Origin of the sequence: Vibrio sp. Vb2880, from assembly GCF_033337975.1 — a bacterium.
In the GTDB taxonomy this organism is placed as follows: Bacteria; Pseudomonadota; Gammaproteobacteria; order Enterobacterales; family Vibrionaceae; genus Vibrio; species Vibrio alginolyticus.
This window is the reverse complement of sequence record NZ_JAWORT010000011.1, coordinates 139,334-163,261: the sequence shown is the minus strand read 5'-3', so window position 1 is coordinate 163,261 and position 23,928 is coordinate 139,334. Positions and strand designations below refer to the sequence as shown.

23 protein-coding genes are annotated in these 23,928 nt (G+C 44.8%); 21 read left to right on the top strand and 2 right to left on the bottom strand.

Annotated elements, in window-relative coordinates; translation table 11 throughout:
* Window positions 1–61 precede the first annotated feature (61 nt).
* The 3 genes from R7M92_RS14055 to aceA all read left to right on the top strand — a co-directional run bounded on the left by R7M92_RS14055 (window position 62) and on the right by aceA (window position 4,635).
* Entirely contained in the window at window positions 62–967 is a 906-nt protein-coding gene (locus tag R7M92_RS14055) for a hydrogen peroxide-inducible genes activator (protein WP_005383681.1), read from the top strand.
* 605 nt (window positions 968–1,572) lie between these two features.
* Window positions 1,573–3,201 (top strand): malate synthase A, encoded by a 1,629-nt coding sequence (gene aceB / locus R7M92_RS14050; protein WP_005381735.1) that lies wholly within the window; start codon window positions 1,573–1,575, stop codon window positions 3,199–3,201.
* A 120-nt stretch (window positions 3,202–3,321) separates the two neighbouring features.
* Window positions 3,322–4,635 (top strand): isocitrate lyase, encoded by a 1,314-nt coding sequence (gene aceA, locus R7M92_RS14045; protein WP_005381733.1) that lies wholly within the window; start codon window positions 3,322–3,324, stop codon window positions 4,633–4,635.
* A gap of 123 nt (window positions 4,636–4,758) precedes the next feature.
* On the opposite strand, the gene R7M92_RS14040 is transcribed toward aceA, so the two are convergent.
* Window positions 4,759–5,208 carry a CBS domain-containing protein gene (locus R7M92_RS14040; protein ID WP_017820562.1) on the bottom strand — a complete coding sequence of 150 codons (450 nt, stop codon included), beginning with the start codon at window positions 5,206–5,208 and terminating at the stop codon, window positions 4,759–4,761.
* 312 nt (window positions 5,209–5,520) lie between these two features.
* Between R7M92_RS14040 and R7M92_RS14035 the strand changes: the two genes are divergently transcribed.
* From R7M92_RS14035 to secF, 6 genes are all read left to right on the top strand, one after another.
* Window positions 5,521–6,687, top strand: coding sequence for a trypsin-like serine protease (locus R7M92_RS14035; protein WP_213886794.1), 1,167 nt, complete (start codon window positions 5,521–5,523; stop codon window positions 6,685–6,687).
* A 268-nt stretch (window positions 6,688–6,955) separates the two neighbouring features.
* The gene (queA, locus tag R7M92_RS14030) at window positions 6,956–8,008 is read left to right on the top strand and encodes a tRNA preQ1(34) S-adenosylmethionine ribosyltransferase-isomerase QueA (protein WP_005381728.1); all 1,053 of its coding nucleotides are present in this window, start codon (window positions 6,956–6,958) and stop codon (window positions 8,006–8,008) included.
* Between the two features lie 147 nt (window positions 8,009–8,155).
* Window positions 8,156–9,292: a tRNA guanosine(34) transglycosylase Tgt gene (gene tgt / locus R7M92_RS14025; RefSeq protein ID WP_186584453.1), complete on the top strand. Its 1,137-nt coding sequence runs from the start codon at window positions 8,156–8,158 to the stop codon at window positions 9,290–9,292.
* Window positions 9,293–9,469: 177 nt separating this feature from the next.
* Window positions 9,470–9,799 carry a preprotein translocase subunit YajC gene (gene yajC / locus R7M92_RS14020; protein ID WP_005381725.1) on the top strand — a complete coding sequence of 110 codons (330 nt, stop codon included), beginning with the start codon at window positions 9,470–9,472 and terminating at the stop codon, window positions 9,797–9,799.
* A gap of 21 nt (window positions 9,800–9,820) precedes the next feature.
* A complete protein-coding gene (gene secD, locus R7M92_RS14015; protein ID WP_005381724.1) occupies window positions 9,821–11,677 on the top strand; it encodes a protein translocase subunit SecD in 1,857 nt (618 codons plus the stop codon).
* 14 nt (window positions 11,678–11,691) lie between these two features.
* Window positions 11,692–12,639, top strand: a complete 948-nt coding sequence (secF, locus tag R7M92_RS14010) for a protein translocase subunit SecF (RefSeq protein ID WP_005383689.1) — start codon at window positions 11,692–11,694, stop codon at window positions 12,637–12,639.
* Window positions 12,640–12,848: 209 nt separating this feature from the next.
* On the opposite strand, the gene suhB is transcribed toward secF, so the two are convergent.
* The gene (suhB, locus tag R7M92_RS14005; protein WP_005381722.1) at window positions 12,849–13,652 is read right to left on the bottom strand and encodes an inositol-1-monophosphatase; all 804 of its coding nucleotides are present in this window, start codon (window positions 13,650–13,652) and stop codon (window positions 12,849–12,851) included.
* 231 nt (window positions 13,653–13,883) lie between these two features.
* Here suhB and trmJ point away from each other — a divergent pair, with 231 nt between their 5' ends.
* The 12 genes from trmJ (at window position 13,884) to R7M92_RS13945 (ending at window position 23,813) form a co-directional block, all read left to right on the top strand.
* Entirely contained in the window at window positions 13,884–14,603 is a 720-nt protein-coding gene (gene trmJ, locus R7M92_RS14000; RefSeq protein ID WP_005383693.1) for a tRNA (cytosine(32)/uridine(32)-2'-O)-methyltransferase TrmJ, read from the top strand.
* A gap of 125 nt (window positions 14,604–14,728) precedes the next feature.
* Window positions 14,729–15,235 carry a Fe-S cluster assembly transcriptional regulator IscR gene (gene iscR / locus R7M92_RS13995; RefSeq protein ID WP_005381720.1) on the top strand — a complete coding sequence of 169 codons (507 nt, stop codon included), beginning with the start codon at window positions 14,729–14,731 and terminating at the stop codon, window positions 15,233–15,235.
* Between the two features lie 28 nt (window positions 15,236–15,263).
* Window positions 15,264–16,478: an IscS subfamily cysteine desulfurase gene (locus R7M92_RS13990; RefSeq protein WP_005381719.1), complete on the top strand. Its 1,215-nt coding sequence runs from the start codon at window positions 15,264–15,266 to the stop codon at window positions 16,476–16,478.
* A gap of 38 nt (window positions 16,479–16,516) precedes the next feature.
* Window positions 16,517–16,900: a Fe-S cluster assembly scaffold IscU gene (gene iscU / locus R7M92_RS13985; RefSeq protein WP_005381718.1), complete on the top strand. Its 384-nt coding sequence runs from the start codon at window positions 16,517–16,519 to the stop codon at window positions 16,898–16,900.
* A gap of 70 nt (window positions 16,901–16,970) precedes the next feature.
* Window positions 16,971–17,294, top strand: a complete 324-nt coding sequence (gene iscA / locus R7M92_RS13980; protein WP_005381717.1) for an iron-sulfur cluster assembly protein IscA — start codon at window positions 16,971–16,973, stop codon at window positions 17,292–17,294.
* Between the two features lie 55 nt (window positions 17,295–17,349).
* Window positions 17,350–17,865: a co-chaperone HscB gene (gene hscB / locus R7M92_RS13975; RefSeq protein WP_033905803.1), complete on the top strand. Its 516-nt coding sequence runs from the start codon at window positions 17,350–17,352 to the stop codon at window positions 17,863–17,865.
* 21 nt (window positions 17,866–17,886) lie between these two features.
* Complete coding sequence (hscA, locus tag R7M92_RS13970; RefSeq protein ID WP_065274208.1) at window positions 17,887–19,740, top strand: Fe-S protein assembly chaperone HscA; 1,854 nt, start codon at window positions 17,887–17,889, stop codon at window positions 19,738–19,740.
* Between the two features lie 13 nt (window positions 19,741–19,753).
* Window positions 19,754–20,092 carry an ISC system 2Fe-2S type ferredoxin gene (gene fdx, locus R7M92_RS13965; protein ID WP_005381713.1) on the top strand — a complete coding sequence of 113 codons (339 nt, stop codon included), beginning with the start codon at window positions 19,754–19,756 and terminating at the stop codon, window positions 20,090–20,092.
* A gap of 44 nt (window positions 20,093–20,136) precedes the next feature.
* The gene (gene iscX, locus R7M92_RS13960; protein ID WP_005381711.1) at window positions 20,137–20,331 is read left to right on the top strand and encodes a Fe-S cluster assembly protein IscX; all 195 of its coding nucleotides are present in this window, start codon (window positions 20,137–20,139) and stop codon (window positions 20,329–20,331) included.
* Between the two features lie 161 nt (window positions 20,332–20,492).
* Window positions 20,493–21,791, top strand: a complete 1,299-nt coding sequence (pepB, locus tag R7M92_RS13955; protein WP_005381709.1) for an aminopeptidase PepB — start codon at window positions 20,493–20,495, stop codon at window positions 21,789–21,791.
* 95 nt (window positions 21,792–21,886) lie between these two features.
* Window positions 21,887–22,312 (top strand): nucleoside-diphosphate kinase, encoded by a 426-nt coding sequence (gene ndk / locus R7M92_RS13950; RefSeq protein WP_005381702.1) that lies wholly within the window; start codon window positions 21,887–21,889, stop codon window positions 22,310–22,312.
* 373 nt (window positions 22,313–22,685) lie between these two features.
* On the top strand, window positions 22,686–23,813 hold the full coding sequence (locus R7M92_RS13945) for a bifunctional tRNA (adenosine(37)-C2)-methyltransferase TrmG/ribosomal RNA large subunit methyltransferase RlmN (protein ID WP_318133660.1): 1,128 nt from the start codon (window positions 22,686–22,688) through the stop codon (window positions 23,811–23,813).
* Window positions 23,814–23,928 lie beyond the last annotated feature (115 nt).

The window sequence follows — 23,928 nt, the reverse complement described above, 5'->3', positions numbered from 1 at the left end:
AAACGATAATAACAAAACTCTTAACTCGATCACTGGAACGGCGGTAGATACAAATACAATTATGAATAAATGGCCCAGTTTGAAGCAGTTACACTATTTAGTCACACTGCATGAAACAAGACATTTTAGTGACGCTGCAGAGCGTTGTTTTGTCAGTCAGTCGACTTTAAGTAAGGGTATTCAAAACTTAGAGGAGTTGATTGGCTGTCCATTATATGAAAAGAAAGACAAGAAAAGTCCACTGGTTTTTACCCAAACAGGAGAAATGGTAGTAAAGCAGGGGCGAGAGCTGTTAGCAAAAGGGCAAGATTTGGTCGAGCTTGGACGTATGTGCCAAGGCGACGATATGCAAGGCCAGCTAAAAGTAGGATGTATACCAACAATTGCTCCGTTTTTACTGTGTGATTTGGTACAAGAGGTGAACTACCGTTTTCCACAACTGAATCTTTTATTAAGAGAAGACACGACGACAAACTTACTTCAAGCGCTCAGACATGGTGAGCTGGATGTGCTTATTTTAGCGTTACCAGTCGAAATTGATGGCATGGAAAGCCGAGTAGTGGGTAAGGATCCGTTTCGAATGGTTATAAGCGCTAATCAAGCCCAATCGGTCCCTGTGCCGATTCGTTACGCGGATTTACCTGACGAATCCGTCTTTCTACTAGAGAAAGAACATTGCTTAACGGAACATGCGGTATCAGCGTGTAAATTAACAGACAAAGAAAAAATCAATCCGTTTACGGCAACCAGCCTCCATACACTGGTGCAAATGGTTGCGAATGGTTTGGGAACAACGTTCATTCCTCAAATGGCTATCGACCATGGCTTGCTGCATAACCAGAATTTAGTCGTGATCGATCCTCCTGGTAAACAAGCTTATCGCGAAATCGGCTTAGTTTGGCGTCCGAGCTCGTCAAGAACGAAAACATTTAATCAACTCGCAGAAGTCGTTTCAGAGCTGCTTTAGCTATTAGTATTAGCCCTTACTTCTCCATTATTTATCTAAAAGCGCACTGGAAACAGTGCGCTTTCTAGTATTTTATTCTGTTGGTAAACTTTGACTTGTAAAATTTTACAGCTCTTCTTTGATGAAGCTTTCATAAAATAGTGAAATTTCACAATGTTAATTTTACACAAAGCCCTGCATGTCTTGTTTGACCCCTGTTTAAATCCATCTCTTCAGCCCTTGTGAATACAAGGTGTTTGTTTATCAGTCTATATTCATACGCTTGTTTGAAATGATAAAACGACTTTAAATTTAATGTAATTTTATTACGTAATAACTTGCAAAATAAGGTGCTTGATAGATGGTTTTTACCTTGCGGAATAAAACTTTGAATTTTCTGTTTTGTTTATATTGGGGGTTTCACTAAACCCTTTGTTGATATAGCTTATTTAAAGGCGATACGACTTATGTCTAGATTGAAAATACACGTAGCATTACGCAATCTATCGACATAGCTAGACGAGTTGAACACAAAGTTAAAGGATGTAATTTGTTGTTCATAACTTACAAATGTAGCTTTACGCTGACTGCCCAAGATTGATAAAGCACGTTAAGGATGAATGATTATGCTTGCTCAGACAGAACAAAAAACACAACAACTAAAGCAAACCCAAGGCATGCTTGAGGTGAATGGAGTCGTTGCTCCAGAACATCAAGCAATTTTCCCTGTTGAAGCCCAAACCTTTTTATCTCTACTGTGTGAAAAATTTGCCGGATGTGTTGAACAGTTGCTGGAAGCAAGAGAAGAGAAGCAAGCACGTATTGATGCTGGTGAGCTACCAGATTTTCTACCAGAGACACAAGACATCCGTGAAGGAAGTTGGAAGATCCTAGGAATCCCACAAGATCTGCAAGATCGCCGTGTGGAGATTACCGGACCTACTGACCGCAAGATGGTGATTAACGCACTGAATGCGAATGTAAAAGTGTTCATGGCAGACTTCGAAGATTCAATGTCTCCTGCATGGAGTAAAGTGCTGGATGGTCAAATTAACTTGCGCGATGCTGTTAATGGCACCATCAGTTACACCAATCCTGGCAATGGCAAACATTATCAGCTGGAAGATGACCCAGCGGTGTTGATCTGCCGTGTTCGCGGCCTTCATTTAAAAGAAAAACACGTTACGTGGCACGGTCAGATCATTCCAGGTGCGCTATTCGATTTCGCTCTGTATTTCTATAACAACTACAAAGCGTTACTTCAAAAAGGCAGTGGCCCTTATTTCTACCTTCCAAAACTGCAATCGCATCACGAAGCGAAGTGGTGGAGCGAAGTGTTCCATTTCACGGAAGACTACTTCGGTTTGGATACAGGCACGATCAAAGCGACTGTGCTGATTGAAACCTTACCAGCGGTATTCGAAATGGACGAGATTCTGTTCTCGCTTAAAGAACACATCGTTGGTTTGAACTGTGGTCGCTGGGATTACATCTTTAGCTATATCAAAACATTGAAAAAACACTCAGACCGAGTACTGCCAGATCGCCAAGTGGTAACGATGGACAAGCCATTCTTAAACGCTTACTCGCGATTATTGGTACGTACTTGCCATAAACGAGGTGCTTTCGCGATGGGAGGAATGGCCGCATTTATCCCAGCTAAAGACCCGAAAGAGAATCAAAAAGTATTAGACAAGATCCAGACTGACAAATCGTTAGAAGCTAACAACGGCCACGACGGTACTTGGGTGGCTCATCCAGGTTTGGCTGACACTGCTATGGAAGTCTTTAGTGCTGTGCTGGGTGAACGCACCAACCAGTTGGATGTGAGCCGTGCAGAGGATGCGCCTATTACAGCAGCTGAACTGCTTGAGCCTTGTGAAGGCGAGCGCACTGAAGGCGGAATGCGCCACAATATTCGCGTTGCGCTGCAATACATCGAAGCTTGGATTTCTGGCAATGGTTGTGTGCCGATTTACGGACTGATGGAAGACGCAGCAACGGCAGAAATCTCACGCGCCTCTATCTGGCAATGGATTCAACACGGCAAGTCGCTAGACAACGGATTAAAGGTCACTAAAGAGCTGTTCGAGCTCTATCTCAAAGAGGAGATTGAAGTCGTGAAGCAAGAAATTGGCGAGCAGCGCTACCATGCGGGTCGATTTGAAGAAGCAGCAGACTTAATGGCAAGGCTCACGACGAGCGATGAACTGACCAACTTTTTGACAGTTCCTGGTTATGACTACCTGGATTAATAAAGAATAACTGTAACACCAATAACGTGAAGGATTTTCAAGGCAGATAGGGAAGTACTGCCTGAGAACGGAAACTCAACGCACACGCATAAAGTGCAAATTATAAAGAGGGATAGACCAATGACTAACTTAACTCGCCGCCAACAAATTGAAGCTCTGGAAAAAGACTGGGCAACTAACCCACGCTGGAAAAATGTGAAGCGTACTTACACTGCCGAGGAAGTGGTGGAACTGCGTGGCTCTATGGTGCCTGCAAACACAATTGCACAACGTGGTGCAGACAAACTTTGGTCACTGGTCAACGGTAGTGCGAAAAAAGGTTACGTAAACTGTCTTGGTGCGCTAACGGGTGGTCAAGCGGTTCAACAAGCTAAAGCAGGTATTGAAGCGATCTATCTGTCAGGCTGGCAGGTAGCGGCGGATAACAACACCGCTTCGACGATGTATCCAGACCAATCTCTTTACCCAGTAGATTCTGTACCGTCAGTAGTAAAGCGTATCAACAACTCATTCCGTCGTGCAGACCAAATTCAGTGGGCTGCTGGTAAGACGCCTGAAGATGAAGGTGGTATTGATTACTTCCTACCTATCGTAGCGGATGCTGAAGCGGGCTTTGGTGGTGTGCTTAACGCTTACGAACTAATGAAATCGATGATCGAAGCCGGTGCCGCGGGCGTTCACTTTGAAGACCAGTTAGCATCGGTTAAAAAGTGTGGTCATATGGGGGGTAAGGTATTAGTTCCTACGCAAGAAGCGGTACAAAAGCTCGTTGCAGCTCGTTTGGCTGCTGACGTAGCGGGAACAACAACATTAGTTATTGCTCGTACTGATGCGAATGCGGCGGATCTCATTACTTCAGATTGCGACCCATATGATAAAGACTTTATTGAAGGTGAGCGTACTCAAGAAGGTTTCTACCGCGTTCGCGCGGGTATCGACCAAGCGATTTCTCGCGGTCTGGCTTACGCACCATATGCAGACTTGATTTGGTGTGAAACGGCTACGCCATGTTTGGAAGAAGCACGTAAGTTTGCAGAAGCAATTCACGCTGAATACCCAGATCAATTGTTGGCGTACAACTGCTCGCCTTCATTCAACTGGGAGAAAAACCTAGATGCAGAAACCATTGCTAAGTTCCAACAAGAGCTTGCAGACATGGGCTACAAGTACCAATTCATCACGCTAGCAGGCATTCACAACATGTGGTTCAACATGTTTGAACTGGCACACGCTTACGCTCAAGGTGAAGGTATGCGTCATTATGTTGAGAAAGTTCAGCGTCCTGAATTCCAAGCAGCTGAAAAAGGCTATACGTTTGTTGCGCACCAACAAGAAGTAGGTACAGGTTACTTCGATAGAATGACCAATACTATCCAAGGTGGTAACTCTTCAGTGACAGCATTGACAGGTTCGACCGAAGAAGACCAATTCTAATTGGCAGAGAAACACTTCCTTAATCAGCGTCAGTAATGGCATTTTGAGCGGCAACCCTGCCGCTCTTTTTTCGTTTAACCGGTGTAAAAACGAAACTTACAACAAAGAGAATACGCTTGCGTACTACTCTTCCTGCTCGATTTCTTCAGGTTCCACTTCTTCTTGTAGTTCCAATAAGTTAATCGCAATCGTCACGAAGTCACTATCAGTAATAATGCCGACCAATCGACCTTTGGTGACAACAGGTAGACAGCCAACTTTATGCTTTTGCATATAGATAGCGCTCTCTTTGAGCCCCGCGATAGGCTCTGCCGTCATGATATTGGTGTGCATCATTTCGTAGAGCGGTGTGTCTAAAGTAAAAGATTGTTCAGCCTCATCTGGGTGCAAGCTCGATTCTTGAGCAGCAAGAATGTCGCGTTGAGTCACCAAGCCTTGTAAGTGGTTATTGGCATCAACAACCGGAATGTGTCGAATATCAAGCGCATCCATCATGCTTTTTGCATCACGCAAGGTGTGCGTGCGCAGTAAGGTATGAGGATTACGAGTCATCATGTCTTCAACCTTGATCATAGAGACCTCCAGCGGCATTGTCCTTCTCTTAAATATAGAGAATATTTTTCTGTATATCTGGGAGCTAACTCGTTTTTCATCAATTAAATAGCACAATGCTGATGGGCTGCGTAATCTGTGTTTTATTGGTGTTTTTATTAATTTGAATAAGTCGGTTTGTGTGCGAGTCAGTTGGCATTTTTAGTTGATATTGAATGTGTCCCCAAGGTAATCCAATGAATTGAATCGCACATTTTTATTCGCTGGATTTTCCAAGATTCTTCTCTCGAAGAAGATACGTCCAGGCTTACCAAATTGAAGACAGCAACCTAGATGAAACGAACAACGTGTAACAAACTTATTGCGCTGGCAGTGGCGGCATTCAGTGTGCCATCAACACAGGCGATTGTGTTAGGAGATGAACAAACCGATCATGTTGACCGCGTTACTTTGAGAGCAAGTAATATGGCAGAGTTTCCGCTGTGTGGTGGAACGATGCTGACAGAGCAATGGGTACTGACTGCGGCGCACTGTGTGGTGATGGGACAAGGAACCAATGAAGCAACCTACTATGTGACCCCGCCGGGTGAGCTGTCGGTGAATGCGAATGTGTATGAACTTAATTCTGCAGGGCTTGATAACTTCTATCCGGTGTCTCACGTTGTGGTTCATCCGGATTACACTCGGATTTCAAAAGCTGAGACCGACGGTAATGGCAACGTGAAACCTATCCAAACCGGTTTAGATTCAGACATCGCGTTGCTGTATCTCACGCGCCCAGTGGCAAACGCGAACTTTGCTGACCTAGCGAGTAAAGTTGACATGGAGAGTATCGAAGCACGTTTGGTGGCGGATTGGAACGATAATTACCTGACCAATCAACGTGTCGAAAATGTGCAAGTGTTTGGATGGGGGGCTACTCAGCCGGATGCTTCTGAACCTTCTAATACGCTCAAAACCACCATTAGCACATTTTTACCCATCGACAAATGTTATGAGCGTTTAGAAATTGGCAGCAGTTTTCCGGGGATCATTGATTCAAGAGACAACCAAACCAAAATTTGTACGCTACCAACACAAAACCATGTATTGGAGCCAGATAGCCATACTCAATATGGCAACTCTGCATGTAAAGGTGACAGTGGTGGCCCGTTGGTCGATGTGGCGACCGGCAAACAAATTGGTATTGTTAGTGGCGGCCCCCTTATTCTACCAACGTGTGGCTCTTTGACGATCCCAAGTTTCTACACCAAGGTGAGCCACTATTACGACTGGGTACAGTCTTACATCACTGCCGATGCGCCACCAAGTCGTTACATCGTTGCGCCGAATTTTATCAAAAGTGCTAACAATGAAAGTGGTGACAATAAAGAGTGTCACGATGGCATTGCGACCAATAACTGTGATTTCAAAGGCTCAGATGATGAAGGTGGCAGTCTAGGGTTTTGGTTATTGGGTTTATTCGTGCCGTTATTCTTGTGGCGAAAGCGTGAGGTTTGATAGGGCGATTGGAATGCCAAACTAATAAGCAGCGGTATACGCTGCTTTGCTTTTTTCATGTTTTCTCTTTTGGGCTCAAATTAAAAATAGTGCCAAGTAATCGAGGCTTTTCACGTTTTATTACACTCTTCACCATGGCTTTTACTGCTATATTCTGGTGATTTGCTTGCTATTGCAGCATGTAAACATATACTAGTCTGCTGCGAAAAACTCGTCGCAATTTTATCGTCGTCTAGACGTGATTTGACCAATAGATAAGACAAGTAACATGCAAGTATCAGATTTCCATTTCGACCTTCCAGATGAACTCATCGCTCGCTACCCTCAACCAGAGCGTACCGCTAGCCGACTGCTGCAAATGGACGGCAATACCGGAGAGCTCATTGATGGCACATTTACTGATGTATTGGGCCAAGTTCAACCCGGTGACTTAGTGGTGTTTAATAATACTCGTGTTATTCCTGCTCGTCTTTTTGGCCGCAAGGAGTCGGGCGGTAAATTAGAAGTGCTAGTGGAGCGCATGTTGGATGAGAAAAGCATCCTCGCGCACGTTCGTTGCTCTAAATCACCAAAACCAGGTACAACCATTATTGTTGGCGAGAATGATGAATATTCAGCAGAAATGGTTGCACGCCATGATGCTTTATTTGAACTGAAATTTAGTTCTGATAAGACGGTACTAGAAATTCTGGAAGAAATCGGCCATATGCCGCTTCCTCCTTACATCGACCGTCCAGACGAAGATGCAGATAAAGAGCGTTACCAAACGGTATATAATCAAAAGCCAGGTGCGGTTGCGGCACCAACAGCGGGCCTTCACTTTGATGATGTTCTCTTGGAGAAAATCAAAGCGAAAGGTGCAGAGTTTGCTTACGTTACTTTGCACGTTGGGGCGGGTACATTCCAGCCAGTAAAAGTGGAAAATATCAACGATCACCACATGCATGCCGAGTACGTAGAAGTACCGCAAGAAGTCGTCGAAGCAATTAAAGCGACGAAAGCGCGTGGCGGACGAATTATTGCTGTTGGTACCACATCTGTGCGTTCACTTGAAAGTGCAGCGCAAGACGCATTGCAAAAAGGGACTGAGCTGGCCCCATTCTTTGGCGATACAGAAATCTTTATTTTCCCTGGTTACGAATATCAGTTGGTGGATTGCTTGATCACAAACTTCCACTTGCCTGAATCAACACTGATCATGTTGGTGAGTGCATTTGCTGGATACGAGAACACCATGAATGCTTACAAACATGCGGTGGAAAACAAATACCGTTTCTTCTCGTATGGCGATTCAATGTTCATCAAGAAGAAAACGGCGTAGTTAAAAATAGATTTACGAGTGCTAGCAGTAAGCTAGGAAATAAAGCATCCATTGCTTTGTCTCTCGCAAGGAAAAGCGACCGCTCCTTAAAGTAGGGTAGAGCCCTAAACACTCAGTCAGACTGTTTCTCTGACACCCGGAGGCATCGTGAAATTAAAATTCGATCTTAAGAAGAAAAACGGCAATGCACGTCGTGGTCAACTGACTTTCGAACGCGGCACTGTTCAAACTCCTGTGTTCATGCCAGTAGGTACTTACGGTACCGTTAAAGGTATGACACCAGAAGAAGTAAAAGGTACTGGTGCAGAAATTCTGCTAGGTAATACGTTCCACCTGTGGCTACGTCCTGGTCAAGAAGTGATGAAAATGCACGGTGACCTGCACGATTTTATGAACTGGCACGGTCCTATTCTTACTGATTCAGGCGGCTTCCAAGTATTCAGCCTTGGTAAGATGCGTACGATCACTGAAGAAGGTGTCCATTTTCGTAACCCAGTAAACGGTGACAAGATTTTCATGGACGCAGAAAAGTCGATGGAAATTCAAAAAGACCTGGGCTCTGACATCGTTATGATTTTTGACGAGTGTACGCCTTACCCAGCGACACACGATGAAGCGAAGAAATCGATGGAAATGTCATTACGCTGGGCACAGCGTTCACGTGACCATTTCGAGAAGCTAGAAAACCCGAACAACCTATTTGGTATTGTTCAAGGTGGTGTTTACGAAGATTTACGTGATGTGTCGGTAAAAGGTCTAACGGAAATCGGTTTTGACGGTTACGCGGTTGGTGGTTTGGCAGTAGGTGAGCCTAAAGAAGACATGCACCGTATTCTTGAGCATACTTGTCCTCAACTTCCTGAAGACAAACCTCGCTACTTGATGGGCGTAGGTAAGCCAGAAGACTTGGTTGAAGGTGTTCGTCGTGGTATCGACATGTTTGACTGTGTAATGCCAACGCGTAACGCACGTAATGGTCACTTATTTGTGACTGGTGGTGTGATCAAGATCCGTAATGCGAAACATAAAACGGATACAACACCATTGGATCCGCATTGTGACTGTTACACTTGTCAAAACTACAGCAAGTCGTACCTTCACCATTTAGAGCGTTGTAATGAAATCTTAGGCGCTCGCTTGAATACAATCCATAACCTGCGTTACTACCAGCGTCTGATGGAAAGCATTCGTAAAGCAATTGATGAAGATCGCTTCGATGAATTTGTTACTGAGTTCTATGAGCGTCGTGGCCGTGAAGTGCCACCACTAGCAAAAGAGCAGTAATTGAAAAACTAAAAGAATTAAAGCCTTTGGTATGTCGCCAAAGGCTTTTGCTAATAAAGTAGGCTAACGCACGTTATTTTTGAGAGAGCGATCTCTATTAGTTACTCTCAGACTTGAATCTAAAATGCGAAAGCCCAATTTGTTTGATTATCAATAAAATATAATGAGGATGTTTTAATGTTTATTTCTCAGGCTCACGCAGCAGCAGAAGGTGCGCCAGCAGGCGGTGGTTTTGAAATGCTAATCATGCTTGGCATGTTCGCAGTGATCTTTTACTTCATGATTTACCGCCCACAAGCGAAACGCGTAAAAGAACACAAAAACCTAATGGCTTCTATGGGCAAAGGCGACGAAGTTTTAACTAGCGGTGGCCTAGTGGGTAAAATCACTAAGATTGCTGAAGACAATGACTACATTTCAATTGAGCTTAACGCGAACAATGAAGTAGTAATCAAGAAAGACTTCATCACTGCAGTGCTACCAAAAGGTACGCTTAAGTCTCTATAAAACAGCTAAAGGATCCTCGCTGTGCTAAACCGTTATCCATTATGGAAGTACTTGATGGTGCTTTTTGCCATCATCACCGCTGCGTTATACGCACTTCCAAATATCTACGGTGAAGATCCGGCTATTCAAGTTACAGGGGCGCGTGGCGCCTCTGTAGATATGTCAACGCTGGATGCTGTCACTACTGCTCTTAACAAAGAGCAACTTTCTCATAAATCCATTGCTCTCGAAGATGGATCAATTCTTGTTCGTTTTAACGACACTGACACACAAATCAGTGCTCGTGATGTCATCAGCGAAGCGCTAGGCAAAGACACAATTGTTGCACTTAACCTTGCACCTTCTACACCCGATTGGCTAGAAGCGATTGGCGCGTCACCATTGAAGCTAGGTCTTGACCTTCGCGGTGGTGTTCACTTCTTAATGGAAGTGGATATGGATGCAGCGATGGAAAAGCTTGTTGGTCAACAAGAAGAAGCTTTCCGTAGCGAACTTCGTGACGCCAAGATTCGTTACCGTGCAATCCGCCCTTCTGGAAAAGAAGCGGTAGAAGTGTTGTTGCGTAACGAAGAGCAATTAGCAGAAGCGAAAGCAACGCTAGAAAAGAATCACCCGGACATGATTTTTGTCGATTCTGATTCAAATGGCCGTTACGCTCTTACTGCAACCTTTACTGAGCAACGTTTACAAGAGATCCGTAACTATGCTGTTGAGCAAAACATTACGATTTTACGTAATCGTGTCAACGAACTAGGTGTTGCGGAACCATTGGTTCAACGTCAAGGTGCTAGTCGCATTGTAGTTGAACTGCCTGGTGTTCAAGACACTGCTCGTGCAAAAGAAATTCTCGGAGCTACGGCAACGCTTGAATTCCGTGAAGTTGATGATAAAGCTGACCTATCGGCAGCGGCAAATGGTCGTGCGCCAGCAGGTAGTGAAATCAAGATGGACCGTGATGGTCGCCCAGTTGTGCTTAAGAAGCGCGTTATTCTTGGCGGTCAAAGCATCACAGATGCAAGCTCAAGTGTTGATGAATATGGTCGTCCACAAGTTAACATCTCGCTAGACAGCGAAGGTGGTAATAAGATGTCTGCGTTCTCTAAGAAGAACATTGGTAAGCTAATGGCTACCGTGTTTGCAGAATACAAAGACAGTGGCCGTCGTACGCCTGAAGGCAAAGTTATTCTGGATAAGCATGAAGAAGTCATCAACCAAGCAACGATTCAATCGGCTCTTGGTCGTAACTTCCGTATCACAGGTATCGACTCTGCTGCAGAAGCACACAACCTAGCACTTTTACTACGTGCTGGTGCACTGATTGCACCTATCTCTATCGTTGAAGAACGTACCATTGGTCCATCAATGGGCCAGCAAAACATCGATATGGGTATCCAAGCATGTATCTGGGGTATGGTTGCCGTAATGCTATTTACGCTGCTTTACTACCGCGGCTTTGGTTTGATTGCAAACATCGCTCTAATGGCAAACTTGGTGCTTATCATTGGTGTTATGTCGATGATTCCAGGCGCTACCATGACGCTTCCAGGGATAGCCGGTATCGTGTTAACAGTCGGTATGGCGGTTGATGCGAACGTACTGATCTTCGAGCGTATCCGTGAAGAAATTCGTGATGGACGCAGTCCACAACAAGCGATTCACCAAGGTTACGCGAATGCATTCAGCACGATTGCTGATGCGAACATCACAACACTAATTACTGCAATCATTCTATTTGCGGTCGGTACAGGTGCGGTGAAAGGTTTCGCAGTTACTCTATCTATCGGTATCTTAACTTCAATGTTCACCGCCATTATTGGTACACGTTGTATCGTGAACCTGATCTACGGTGGCAAACGCGTTGATAAATTGTCGATCTAAGGCTGGGAATTAATATGTTTCAAATTCTAAAAGCAGAGAAGACGATCGGCTTTATGCGTTGGTCGAAAGTAGCATTCGTTTTTTCAATTATAATGATTGCTGCTTCTATCTTCACTTTGTCAACCAAGTGGCTTAATTGGGGTCTAGATTTCACTGGCGGTACGCTTATCGAGGTCGGTTTTGAACAGCCAGCAAACCTTGAAGAGATTCGTGCAGCACTAGATTCAAAAGGCTTTGGCGATGCGACAGTACAAAACTTCGGTAGTGCTCGTGAAGTCATGGTCCGTCTTCGTCCACGTGATGACGTTTCTGGTGAAACGCTAGGTAACCAAATCATTGGTGCTATCAAAGATGGTACTGGCGAAAGCGTAGAAATGCGTCGTATTGAGTTCGTAGGTCCCAACGTTGGTGATGAGCTAACAGAAGCTGGTGGTCTAGCGATCTTGGTATCGCTGATCTGTATCCTGCTTTATGTATCGATGCGATTTGAATGGCGTCTAGCGGCTGGTGCGGTAATGGCATTGGCTCACGATATAATTATCACGCTAGGTGTCTTTTCGTTTCTACAAATTGAAGTTGACCTGACTATCGTAGCTGCGCTACTGACGGTTGTGGGCTACTCACTCAACGATACCATCGTTGTATTTGACCGGATTCGTGAAAACTTCCGTAAGATGCGTAAGGGTGAACCTTCGGACATCATGGACGCTTCAATCACTCAAACATTGAGCCGTACATTGATTACATCTGGTACGACGTTGTTCGTGGTAATTGCACTGTTCATGCAGGGTGGTGCTATGATTCACGGCTTTGCAACCGCACTTTTACTCGGTATCACTGTAGGTACTTACTCTTCTATCTACGTAGCATCAGCACTGGCTCTAAAACTGGGTATCCAGAAAGAGCACTTGATGCCACCTCAAGTAGAAAAAGAAGGTGCAGAGTTCGACGAAATGCCATAAGGCAGATTGAGAACCGAAAACAAAAACCGCTGAACAATCAGCGGTTTTTTTGTATCTGAATAGAGTCGTGAGCTTGCCGAACCTCATTGTATGGAGAGCCTTACATTGCAGCTAAGTAGATACGGTTCGGTAGATACAAAAAAGCCCCGCTCATTGAGCGGGGCTTTCTAAAGTCATCAGCGTGACGGGCTAAATATGACTTTCAAATCTTACTTAAGGATCGCGCTGTTACCGTTTTCGCGGATGTGCTTAAGGATAGATTTTACGCCACGAGCGCTTGAAGCAACGATGTTACCAGACTTCATGTAGTCAGTGCCGCCAGCAAAGTCTGTTAGGATTGCGCCAGCTTCACGAGCAATAAGCTCACCTGCTGCCATATCCCAAGGTTTTAGGCCTAGTTCGAAGTAACCATCAACACGGCCAGCTGCCACGTAACAAAGGTCTAGAGCAGCAGAGCCGCTACGACGGAAATCAGCACACTCAGTGAATAGCGCACCAACGATCTTGATGTAAGACTCAGCGTGTTGTTTCTGCTTGAATGGGAAGCCTGTTGCTAGAACAGTACCTTGAAGGTCTTTTAGTTGAGCAACACGAATACGTGCACTGTTTAGTTGAGCGCCGGCACCGCGTTGCGCAGTGAATAGCTCGTTTTGCATTGGATCGTAAACACAAGCAACTTCAGTTTTGCCCTTAATACGAACAGCGATAGAAACCGCGAAAGTTGGGTAACCTTTTACAAAGTTAGTGGTGCCATCCAGTGGGTCGATGATCCATTGTACGTCTTTATCTTTACCTTCGATAAGACCTTGTTCTTCAGCAACGATACAGTGCTCAGGGTAAGACTGCTTGATAGTATCGATGATGATGTATTCTGCTTCTTTGTCTACGTTAGTGACAAAGTCATTAGTGCCTTTAAGAGTAGATTCTACTTTATCAGTGTTTTCTAATGATTTAGCAATATGATTGCCTGCCTTTCGCGCAGCGCGAATAGCAATGTTTAGCATTGGATGCATACGAATTTCCCAACGGATGTTAAAGAACAAATGAAAGCGGCGGCGAGTATACCAGAGATAATTAAAAAGGGAAGTGGTTATTTTTTGTTCTAAATGCGACTGGTTGAGTGTACAGAGCATACTGCGGACGAGAACAATAACCAAGAATGAGAAGAGAGGTCTGCTTGCCTCTAGGGTGTCTTAAAAAACTATGATAACATTCTGCGGTTTTAATTTAGGTAGCAAACACAGATGTTGGATCAAGTAAAAATTGTACTCGTAGGTACCTCTCATTCAGGCAATATTGGCTCAGCAGCTCGAGCAATGAAAGTGATGGGTTTAAACCAACTAGTATTAGTCGATCCACAATGTGAAGTGGATGAACAAACTCTTGCTTTAGCTGCGGGTGCTGGTGATATTGCTCAAAATGCAAAGATTGTCGGCACATTAGAAGAAGCGGTTGAAGATTGTGGCCTTGTTGTGGGTTCTAGCGCCCGCTCTCGTACATTAGAATGGCCAATGCTCGAACCACGTGAATGCGGTGAGAAATTTGCAGTTGAAGGCCGAAAGCATCCGGTTGCGCTCGTGTTTGGCCGAGAAAGAACTGGTTTGACAAACGAAGAGCTACAAAAGTGCCACTACCATGTTTGTATTCCCGCTAATCCTGAGTACAGCTCGCTTAACCTAGCGATGGCTGTACAAACTCTCAGTTACGAAGTGCGAGTTGCACACTTGAACTTAGAGCAAAGCCAGTTTTCCCCAAATGAATCGGAAGAATACCCGCGTCATCGAGAACTCGAAATGTTCTTCGAGCATCTTGAAAAGGTGATGGTTGAGACCCAGTTTATTAACAAAGAGCAACCTGGACAGGTGATGAATAAGTTGCGCCGTTTGTTCTCTCGTGCTCGACCAGAAACCCAAGAACTTAATATTCTACGAGGCGTTTTGACTTCGATAGAAAAGAAGTTCTGAGTGAATAATAACCACTTTAGGTGTAAGGATGAATACCTGAGTAAAATGGTCAAATAAATACTTGACCAAATTACTCAGGTATGGAAAAATCTTAACCATTACAAACCATGTGGATACGGTGTGGTATGAAACTTACATCTAAAGGAAGATATGCGGTGACAGCCATGCTGGATGTGGCACTGCATTCGCAACAAAACCCTGTACCTCTGGCTGATATTTCAGAGCGTCAAGGGATCTCGCTCTCTTACTTAGAGCAGCTATTTTCAAAATTGCGTAAAGCAGGTCTCGTTGCCAGCGTTCGTGGTCCTGGTGGTGGTTACCGACTTGGTGCCGACGCTCACAGTATCGCTATTGGTACCGTGATTGCTGCCGTTGATGAGTCAGTAGATGCAACTAAATGCCAAGGTAAAGGAGATTGCCAAGGTGGAACACGTTGCCTTACTCACACGCTGTGGCGTGACCTAAGCTCTCGCATTAGTGACTTTTTGAATAACATCACTCTTGGTGAGTTGATGACAGACAATGAAGTACTCGAAATTTCTGATCGTCAGGACATTGATCTGGCGGTAACCCATGGGCTATCAAACAAAAATACAACCGCCGCGCCCATCGGTGTAAACGTCCGCTCTTAGCGGTCAGCTTTTTACATTGGAGTAGAGAATGAAACTGCCGATTTATCTTGATTATTCCGCTACATGTCCAGTTGATCCACGTGTTGCTGAAAAAATGGTTCAGTACATGACAATGGATGGCACATTTGGCAACCCAGCGTCACGTTCGCACCGTTACGGCTGGCAGGCAGAAGAAGCGGTCGATACTGCTCGTGAGCAAATTGCTGACCTTCTAAATGCAGATCCTCGCGAAATCGTATTTACATCTGGTGCGACAGAATCAGACAACCTTGCGATTAAAGGTGCAGCGCACTTTTACTCGAAGAAAGGCAAGCACGTAATCACTTGTAAAACAGAGCACAAAGCCGTTCTTGACCCATGTCGTCAACTTGAGCGTGAAGGCTTTGAAGTGACTTACCTTGAGCCAGAATCAAATGGCTTGATCGATCTAGAGAAGCTTAGAGCAGCCATGCGTGATGACACCGTGCTTGTGTCTATTATGCATGTAAACAACGAGATTGGTGTGGTTCAAGACATTACAGCGATCGGCGAACTGTGCCGTGAGCGTAAAATTGTTTTCCACGTGGACGCTGCGCAATCTGCTGGTAAATTACCAATCGACGTTCAAGAGATGAAAGTTGATCTAATTTCACTTTCTGCTCACAAAGTTTACGGTCCTAAAGGTATCGGTGCACTTTATGTACGTCGTAAGCCTCGTATTCGTCTTGAAGCGCAAATGCACGGTGGCGGTCATGAGCGTGGTTTCCGCTCTGGTACACTACCTACTCACCAAATCGTAGGTATGGGTGAAGCATTCCGCATTGCAAAAGAAGACATGCAAAAAGATTACGATCATGCTTTAGCGCTTCGTAACCGTCTTTTTGATGGCGTGAAAGACTTAGAAGCAGTGACGGTAAACGGTGACTTTGAGCAGCGTGTACCACACAACCTAAACATCAGTTTCGCATTCGTAGAAGGTGAATCACTACTAATGTCGCTTAAAGATCTAGCGGTATCTTCTGGTAGTGCTTGTACGTCTGCAAGTCTTGAGCCTTCTTACGTTCTTCGTGCCCTAGGCATGGATGACGAATTGGCTCACAGCTCGGTTCGTTTCTCGTTTGGTCGTTTCACGACTGAAGAAGAAATTGATTACGCAATTGAACAAATCCGCGTTGCAGTGACTAAGCTACGCGACATGTCTCCTCTATGGGATATGTACAAAGAAGGGATTGATTTGAGCACTGTTGAATGGGCTCACCATTAATCTCAGGGATTGAAATAGAGGATTCGAGGTAATTTATCATGGCATACAGCGAAAAAGTAATTGATCACTACGAGAACCCACGTAATGTTGGTTCATTCGATAAAGAAGATCCATCAGTAGGTAGCGGCATGGTTGGCGCTCCTGCGTGTGGTGACGTAATGAAGCTTCAAATCAAAGTGACACCTGAAGGTATCATCGAAGATGCGAAGTTCAAAACATACGGTTGTGGTAGTGCAATCGCATCAAGCTCACTAGTAACTGAGTGGGTAAAAGGTAAGTCAGTTGATGAAGCGGCAGCAATTAAAAACTCTGAGATTGCTGAAGAGCTAGAGCTTCCACCAGTGAAAGTTCACTGTTCTATTCTTGCTGAAGATGCAATCAAAGCAGCGGTTGCTGACTACAAGAAAAAACACCAAGAATAATTATTCCGTAATATAATGGGAGCTTTGACGCTCCCATTCCAATCGAAATTTAGACAGACTAAGGTGCAGTATGGCCATCACAATGACAGAATCAGCGGCAAGTCGCGTAAGAGCATTCCTAGATAACCGAGGCAAGGGTATCGGTTTACGTCTTGGAGTGAAGACGACTGGTTGTTCCGGCATGGCATACGTACTTGAGTTTGTTGATGAGCTCAATGAAGAAGACGAAGTATTTGAACTCTCTGGAGTGAAAATTATCATCGATCAAAAGAGCTTAGTGTACCTAGATGGTACTGAATTGGATTACGTGAAAGAAGGGTTGAATGAAGGTTTTGAATTCAACAACCCTAACGCGAAAAGTGAATGTGGTTGTGGTGAAAGCTTCAACGTCTAATTGATTGTCCTTCTGGGCAAACGAGTCCGGAAGGCTTTACTAGGACCCGAACTTAATGAATCACTTTGAATTATTTGGGCTACCAAGTCAGTTTAAGCTGGATGGTAGCCTTCTTTCTTCTCAGTTCCGAGAACTACAAAAACGCTTCCACCCGGATAACTTTGCAACGGGCTCAGAACGTGACCGTTTGATGGCGGTGCAAAAGGCGGCGCAAATCAACGATGCCTATCAAGTTCTGAAAAATCCTATTTCTCGCGCCGAGTATATCCTCGCAGAGCAAGGTGTTGAGATCCGAGGTGAACAGCAAACAATGCAAGATCCGATGTTCTTAATGGAGCAAATGGAACTGCGCGAAGAACTGGAAGAGATTGCTGACAAGTCCGATCCTGAATCGGCGCTTTTTGACTTCGACTCTAAGGTCAGCAAAATGTACAAACAGCATCTGGCAAGCGTCGAGCAAGAGCTTGATGATGGTCTATGGGCTGAAGCCGCAGACCGAGTTCGTAAGCTAAAATTCATTGCCAAACTAAAGAACGAAATTGAGCTAGTCGAAGACAAACTCCTCGGCTAGTAAGCGTGACAAGGACCTATCATGGCACTACTTCAAATCGCAGAACCGGGCCAAAGCTCGGCACCTCATGAGCATAAGTTAGCAGCGGGTATCGACTTAGGTACTACCAACTCTTTGGTTGCTTCTGTACGTAGCGGCGATGCAACTCCACTTGCGGACGAGCAGGGCCGTACTATTTTACCTTCAGTCGTTAATTACGCTGAGGAAACGTTAACGGTCGGCCACGAAGCCAAAGCCAAAGCAGAGTTTGAACCAGAGAACACGATTATCTCTGTAAAACGTTTGATCGGTCGTTCATTAAAGGACATTCAGTCCCGTTACTCTTCACTTCCTTATCGTTTTAAAGAGAGTGAAAACGGCCTGCCAATTCTGCAAACACCTCAAGGTGACAAAAACCCGATTGAAGTATCTGCGGACATCCTAAAAGTATTGGGTAAGCGAGCTGAAGATACGTTAGGTGGTGAGTTAGCTGGTGTAGTTATTACCGTTCCTGCTTACTTTGATGACGCGCAACGTGCAGGTACAAAAGATGCGGCGAAATTAGCTGGTCTTCATGTTCTCCGTCTACTTAACGAACCAACCGCTGCGGCAATTGCTTATGGCCTAGACTCTGGTCAAGAAGGTGTGATTGCGGTTTACGATCTAGGTGGCGGTACTTTTGATATCTCTATCCTACGTTTATCGAAAGGCGTATTTGAAGTATTAGCAACAGGTGGCGATTCTGCATTAGGCGGTGACGACTTCGACCATCTATTTGCCGATTATTTAATGGAGCAAGCGGGTCTAGAAGCGCCGCTTTCTGCAGAAAAGAACCGTATACTGTTGAACATTGCTACTGAAGCTAAGATTGCTTTCTCTGAGCAAGACAGTGTTGACGTTGACGTTTTTGGCTGGAAAGGCACCGTGACTCGCGAGCAGTTCGAAGATCTGATTCGTCCGCTAGTGAAGAAAACACTGATGTCTTGCCGCCGTGCGCTGAAAGATGCAGATGTAGATGCGGAAGATGTACTTGAAGTAGTCATGGTCGGTGGCTCAACACGCACATTGCTTGTACGAGAAATGGTTGGCGAATTCTTTGGCCGTACACCACTGACAAGCATTAACCCAGATGAAGTTGTTGCAATCGGCGCGGGTATCCAAGCAGACATTCTCGCGGGTAACAAGCCTGACTCTGAAATGTTGCTTCTTGATGTGATTCCACTGTCGCTCGGTATTGAAACCATGGGTGGTTTGGTCGAGAAGATCATCCCCCGCAACACTACGATTCCCGTTGCGCGTGCGCAAGAATTTACCACATTCAAAGATGGCCAAACGGCGATGAGTGTTCATGTGGTACAAGGTGAACGTGAAATGGTTGATGACTGTCGTTCACTTGCTCGCTTCTCGTTAAAAGGTATTCCTCCGATGGCAGCGGGTGCGGCACATATTCGCGTGACTTATCAAGTTGACGCTGATGGCCTTCTTTCTGTTACGGCAATGGAGAAGAGCACTGGTGTTCAATCAGAGATTCAAGTAAAACCTTCTTACGGCTTAAGTGACAATGAAGTGGCGGATATGTTGCGTGATTCAATGACGCACGCAAAAGAAGACATGCAAGCTCGTGCCTTAGCTGAGCAGCGTGTTGAAGCCGACCGAGTGATAGAAGGTTTGATTGCAGCGATGCAAGCTGATGGTGATGACTTACTATCAGAACAAGAGAAACAAAACTTGATTAAAGCCATCGAAGCCTTGATTGAGCTGCGTAATGGTGATGATGCAGATGCGATAGAGCAAGGCATTAAAGATACCGATAAAGCGAGCCAAGATTTCGCATCACGCCGTATGGATAAATCGATTCGAGCTGCGTTGTCAGGTCAATCAGTAGACGATATATAAGAGATAAGTAGTTATGCCTAAGATTATTGTATTACCACACGACGATTTGTGCCCAGAAGGTGCAGTGTTGGAAGCAAACTCTGGTGACACCGTTCTAGACGTAGCGCTAAAAAACGGTATCGGTATTGAACATGCGTGTGAGAAGTCATGTGCGTGTACTACCTGCCACGTAATCATCCGTGAAGGTTTTGATTCACTCGAAGAAAGTGAAGAACTAGAAGACGACATGCTAGATAAAGCGTGGGGTCTAGAGCCTGAGTCACGCCTAGGGTGTCAGGCGAGAATTGCTGATGAAGACTTGGTGGTAGAAATTCCTAAATACACATTAAACCACGCTTCAGAAGATCACTAAAACTATCTTCCCAATATAGGGAAGAAGCAAAAGGAAGATGAGCAATGAAATGGACAGATTCTCGCGATATCGCGATTGAACTTTGTGACAAGTTTCCAGATGTCGATCCAAAAACAGTGCGTTTTACCGATCTTCATCAATGGATCATGGAGTTAGATGAGTTTGACGATGAGCCAAACCGTTCTAATGAAAAGATTCTAGAAGCCGTTATCATGTGCTGGATGGACGAAGCAGACTAAGTCTGTAAAACACAGCCTAGTTAACAATTCTTACTAAAAAAAGCGGACCTTTAGGTCCGTTTTTTTATCCAATTGACATTTTTGCCCTACATAATGCTAACATCCGTGAGTTATTTAAAAGAAGCAGCGTAGGCAACGCTGCTATAAGACAAGGAGAAACCATGTCTACACAGATGTCTGTATTTTTAAGTCAAGAGTCGGCAGCACCACATTGGGGTGAAAAAGCACTGCTTTCATTCGCTGAAAACGGCGCAACTATTCACTTAGGTGAAGGTCATGATCTCGGCGCAATTCAACGTGCAGCTCGTCAGCTAGATGGCCAAGGAATTCGTTCTATTTTTCTTTCTGGTGATAACTGGGATCTAGAGAGCGTATGGGCTTTCCACCAAGGGTTCCGTAACCCTAAAAAACATGGCTCAGTTGAGTGGGCAGCATTGTCTGATGAAGATCAAGCAGAGCTTCAAGCTCGTATTACTTCGACTGATTTTACCCGCGATATTATCAACAAAACGGCAGAAGAAGTTGCTCCTCGTCAGCTAGCGACAATGGCTGCTGAATTCATCAAATCTGTTGCGCCGAAAGGCACGGTGACAGCTCGTATCGTCAAAGACAAAGACTTGTTGGCAGAAGGTTGGGAAGGTATTTACGCAGTAGGCCGTGGTTCTGAGCGTACTTCTGCGATGCTTCAGTTAGACTACAACCCAACTGGTGACGAAAACGCACCTGTATTCGCATGTCTTGTGGGTAAAGGCATCACCTTTGATTCCGGTGGTTACAGCTTGAAGCCTTCTACCTTCATGAGTGCAATGAAAGCAGATATGGGTGGCTCGGGTACTATAACTGGTGGCCTAGGATTAGCTATCTTGCGCGGTTTAAACAAGCGCGTAAAACTGATCTTGTGTTGTGCTGAGAACATGGTTTCTGGCCGTGCCCTTAAGCTTGGCGACATCATCACTTACAAAAACGGCAAAACCGTTGAGATTATGAATACCGACGCGGAAGGTCGCTTGGTGCTTGCCGACGGTCTTATCTACGCCAGTGAGCAAAAGCCTGAGTTAATTATTGACTGCGCGACGCTAACAGGCGCAGCGAAGAATGCGTTAGGTAACGATTACCATGCGCTAATGAGCTTTGATGATGAGCTATCGCATCAAGCGCTTACGGCGGCAAACCAGGAAAAAGAAGGCTTGTGGCCGCTACCACTTGCTGACTTCCATCGAGAAATGCTGCCATCTAATTTTGCCGATTTATCTAATATCAGCTCTGGTGATTATTCTCCAGGTGCAAGCACTGCAGCTGCATTCTTGTCTTACTTCGTTGAGGACTACAAAAAAGGCTGGTTACATTTCGACTGTGCGGGTACGTATCGTAAAGCCGCTTCTGATAAATGGGCTGCGGGAGCAACGGGTATGGGTGTTCGTACACTTGCTCGTTTCCTCAATGAGCAAGCTGGAAAATAAGATTGATTGCAGCACTCTCTTGTTTGAGTGCTGCTCTTACCCAGTAAGTCACTTTAAAAGCACAACTATTATTACAAGTACAGAAAGGAAATTTTATGGCTCTAGAAAGAACATTTTCAATCATTAAGCCTGATGCTGTAGAGCGAAACCTAATTGGTGAAATCTACAATCGTATTGAAAAGGCTGGCCTACGTATCATCGCTGCCAAAATGGTTCACCTGACAGAAGATCAGGCAAGCGGCTTTTATGCAGAGCATGAAGGTAAAGAGTTTTTCCCTCCTCTAAAAGAGTTCATGACATCTGGTCCTATTATGGTTCAGGTATTGGAAGGTGAAAATGCGATTGCACGTTACCGCGAGCTAATGGGTAAAACCAACCCAGAGGACGCGGCATGTGGCACTTTGCGTGCTGATTACGCACTCAGCATGCGTCACAATTCAGTTCATGGTTCCGATAGCCCTGAGTCTGCCGCTCGTGAAATTGAGTTTTTCTTCCCTGAATCAGAAGTTTTCTCTCGCTAACTCGTTCATGCATCACTTTTGCGTGATGATCTAGTTCGTAATAACCTCGGAATTGTCCGAGGTTTTTTATTCCGCATTCTCCATTTCACCGGCGAGTTCATTCGTAATTATTCGCGAAGATATTGGCTAATCTGAGCATCTTACAGGGGTGAAAGCTTAGTTACGTGTGTTTGTTCTCACTGTTTTCTCTGTACCACTTCTACGCTTTTGTTGTCGGTTGTCTAATCATTATTCTTACCGTAAAGTCTGATTAAAATTTAATCGTTTTTATTTTAATGCCTTAGCAAACTCAGGGTCTTACACCCCTTGTTGTAGCTGCATAAAGGCTGTACAATTCGCGCCCTTATTCTTGTTTCAGTCATTGAGAGGCAACATGACCACTGAAAAAATCAATCTACTCGACTTTGATCGCAAAGGCATGCGTCAGTTTTTCGCGGAAGAACTTGGCGAGAAAGCGTTTCGTGCCGATCAGGTTATGAAGTGGATCTACCATTTCGGTGTAGATGACTTCGAAAAAATGACAAACATCAACAAGAAGCTGCGCGAAAAGCTTTTATACAAGTGCGAAATTAAAGCACCAACTGTAGCAGAAGCTCAGCATTCTTCAGACGGCACGATCAAGTGGGCAATGAAGGTTGGTGATCAGGATGTAGAAACGGTTTACATTCCAGAAGATGATCGCGCAACGCTTTGTGTATCTTCTCAAGTAGGTTGTGCATTGGAATGTAAGTTCTGCTCAACAGCACAGCAGGGCTTTAACCGTAACTTGAAAGTTTCAGAGATCATCGGTCAGGTGTGGCGTGCTGCACGTGAAATTGGTCTTGAGAAAGAAACAGGCCGTCGCCCAATTACGAACGTCGTGATGATGGGCATGGGTGAGCCGCTTCTTAATATGAAGAACTTGATTCCTGCATTGGAGTTAATGCTGGATGACCTTGGCTTTGGTTTGTCGAAGCGTCGCGTAACCGTATCAACATCAGGTGTCGTTTCTGGTCTGGATCAGATGACGGGCAAAATCGACGTTGCGTTAGCGATCTCTCTTCATGCGCCAAACGATAAGCTGCGTAGTGAAATCATGCCAATTAACGATCGTTGGGATATTCAAGATTTCCTAGCATCCGTTCGTCGTTACATTGCTTCATCGAATGCAAACCGTGGCAAGGTAACAGTCGAGTACGTGTTGCTTGATCATGTGAACGATGACATGGACCATGCTCGTGAACTGGCTGAATTGATGAAAGACACACCATGTAAGATTAACTTGATTCCGTTTAACCCGTACCCAGGTTCACCTTACAACAAACCAAGTAACTCACGTATTGATCGCTTCCAAAAAACATTGATGCAATACGAGCACACAGTTACGGTTCGTAAAACACGTGGTGATGACATTGATGCCGCATGTGGTCAGTTGGTCGGTGATGTAATTGACCGAACTAAACGTACGGCAATGCTGAAAGCGTCACGCGGTGCCGATACCATTGAAGTGAAAGCTGTATAAACGACCGGAATTCAAAAATAGCCAGAGCCATTCGCTCTGGCTATTTTGTTTATTGTTTAGGACATTTTCGCCAAGATTTGGGACTATCACTCTTCAACCTAAGGTTATTTGGGTA

Coding starts and splice junctions, on each gene's coding strand:
- pepB (WP_005381709.1), top strand. CDS start 20,493: ATGTCTACACAGATGTCTGTATTTTTAAGTCAAGAGTCGGCAGCACCA.
- trmJ (WP_005383693.1), top strand. CDS start 13,884: ATGTTGGATCAAGTAAAAATTGTACTCGTAGGTACCTCTCATTCAGGC.
- iscU (WP_005381718.1), top strand. CDS start 16,517: ATGGCATACAGCGAAAAAGTAATTGATCACTACGAGAACCCACGTAAT.
- hscA (WP_065274208.1), top strand. CDS start 17,887: ATGGCACTACTTCAAATCGCAGAACCGGGCCAAAGCTCGGCACCTCAT.
- yajC (WP_005381725.1), top strand. CDS start 9,470: ATGTTTATTTCTCAGGCTCACGCAGCAGCAGAAGGTGCGCCAGCAGGC.
- iscR (WP_005381720.1), top strand. CDS start 14,729: ATGAAACTTACATCTAAAGGAAGATATGCGGTGACAGCCATGCTGGAT.
- ndk (WP_005381702.1), top strand. CDS start 21,887: ATGGCTCTAGAAAGAACATTTTCAATCATTAAGCCTGATGCTGTAGAG.
- aceA (WP_005381733.1), top strand. CDS start 3,322: ATGACTAACTTAACTCGCCGCCAACAAATTGAAGCTCTGGAAAAAGAC.
- R7M92_RS14035 (WP_213886794.1), top strand. CDS start 5,521: ATGAAACGAACAACGTGTAACAAACTTATTGCGCTGGCAGTGGCGGCA.
- aceB (WP_005381735.1), top strand. CDS start 1,573: ATGCTTGCTCAGACAGAACAAAAAACACAACAACTAAAGCAAACCCAA.
- queA (WP_005381728.1), top strand. CDS start 6,956: ATGCAAGTATCAGATTTCCATTTCGACCTTCCAGATGAACTCATCGCT.
- R7M92_RS14055 (WP_005383681.1), top strand. CDS start 62: ATGAATAAATGGCCCAGTTTGAAGCAGTTACACTATTTAGTCACACTG.
- R7M92_RS13990 (WP_005381719.1), top strand. CDS start 15,264: ATGAAACTGCCGATTTATCTTGATTATTCCGCTACATGTCCAGTTGAT.
- R7M92_RS13945 (WP_318133660.1), top strand. CDS start 22,686: ATGACCACTGAAAAAATCAATCTACTCGACTTTGATCGCAAAGGCATG.
- suhB (WP_005381722.1), bottom strand. CDS start 13,652: ATGCATCCAATGCTAAACATTGCTATTCGCGCTGCGCGAAAGGCAGGC.
- iscX (WP_005381711.1), top strand. CDS start 20,137: ATGAAATGGACAGATTCTCGCGATATCGCGATTGAACTTTGTGACAAG.
- secF (WP_005383689.1), top strand. CDS start 11,692: ATGTTTCAAATTCTAAAAGCAGAGAAGACGATCGGCTTTATGCGTTGG.
- iscA (WP_005381717.1), top strand. CDS start 16,971: ATGGCCATCACAATGACAGAATCAGCGGCAAGTCGCGTAAGAGCATTC.
- hscB (WP_033905803.1), top strand. CDS start 17,350: ATGAATCACTTTGAATTATTTGGGCTACCAAGTCAGTTTAAGCTGGAT.
- R7M92_RS14040 (WP_017820562.1), bottom strand. CDS start 5,208: ATGATCAAGGTTGAAGACATGATGACTCGTAATCCTCATACCTTACTG.
- fdx (WP_005381713.1), top strand. CDS start 19,754: ATGCCTAAGATTATTGTATTACCACACGACGATTTGTGCCCAGAAGGT.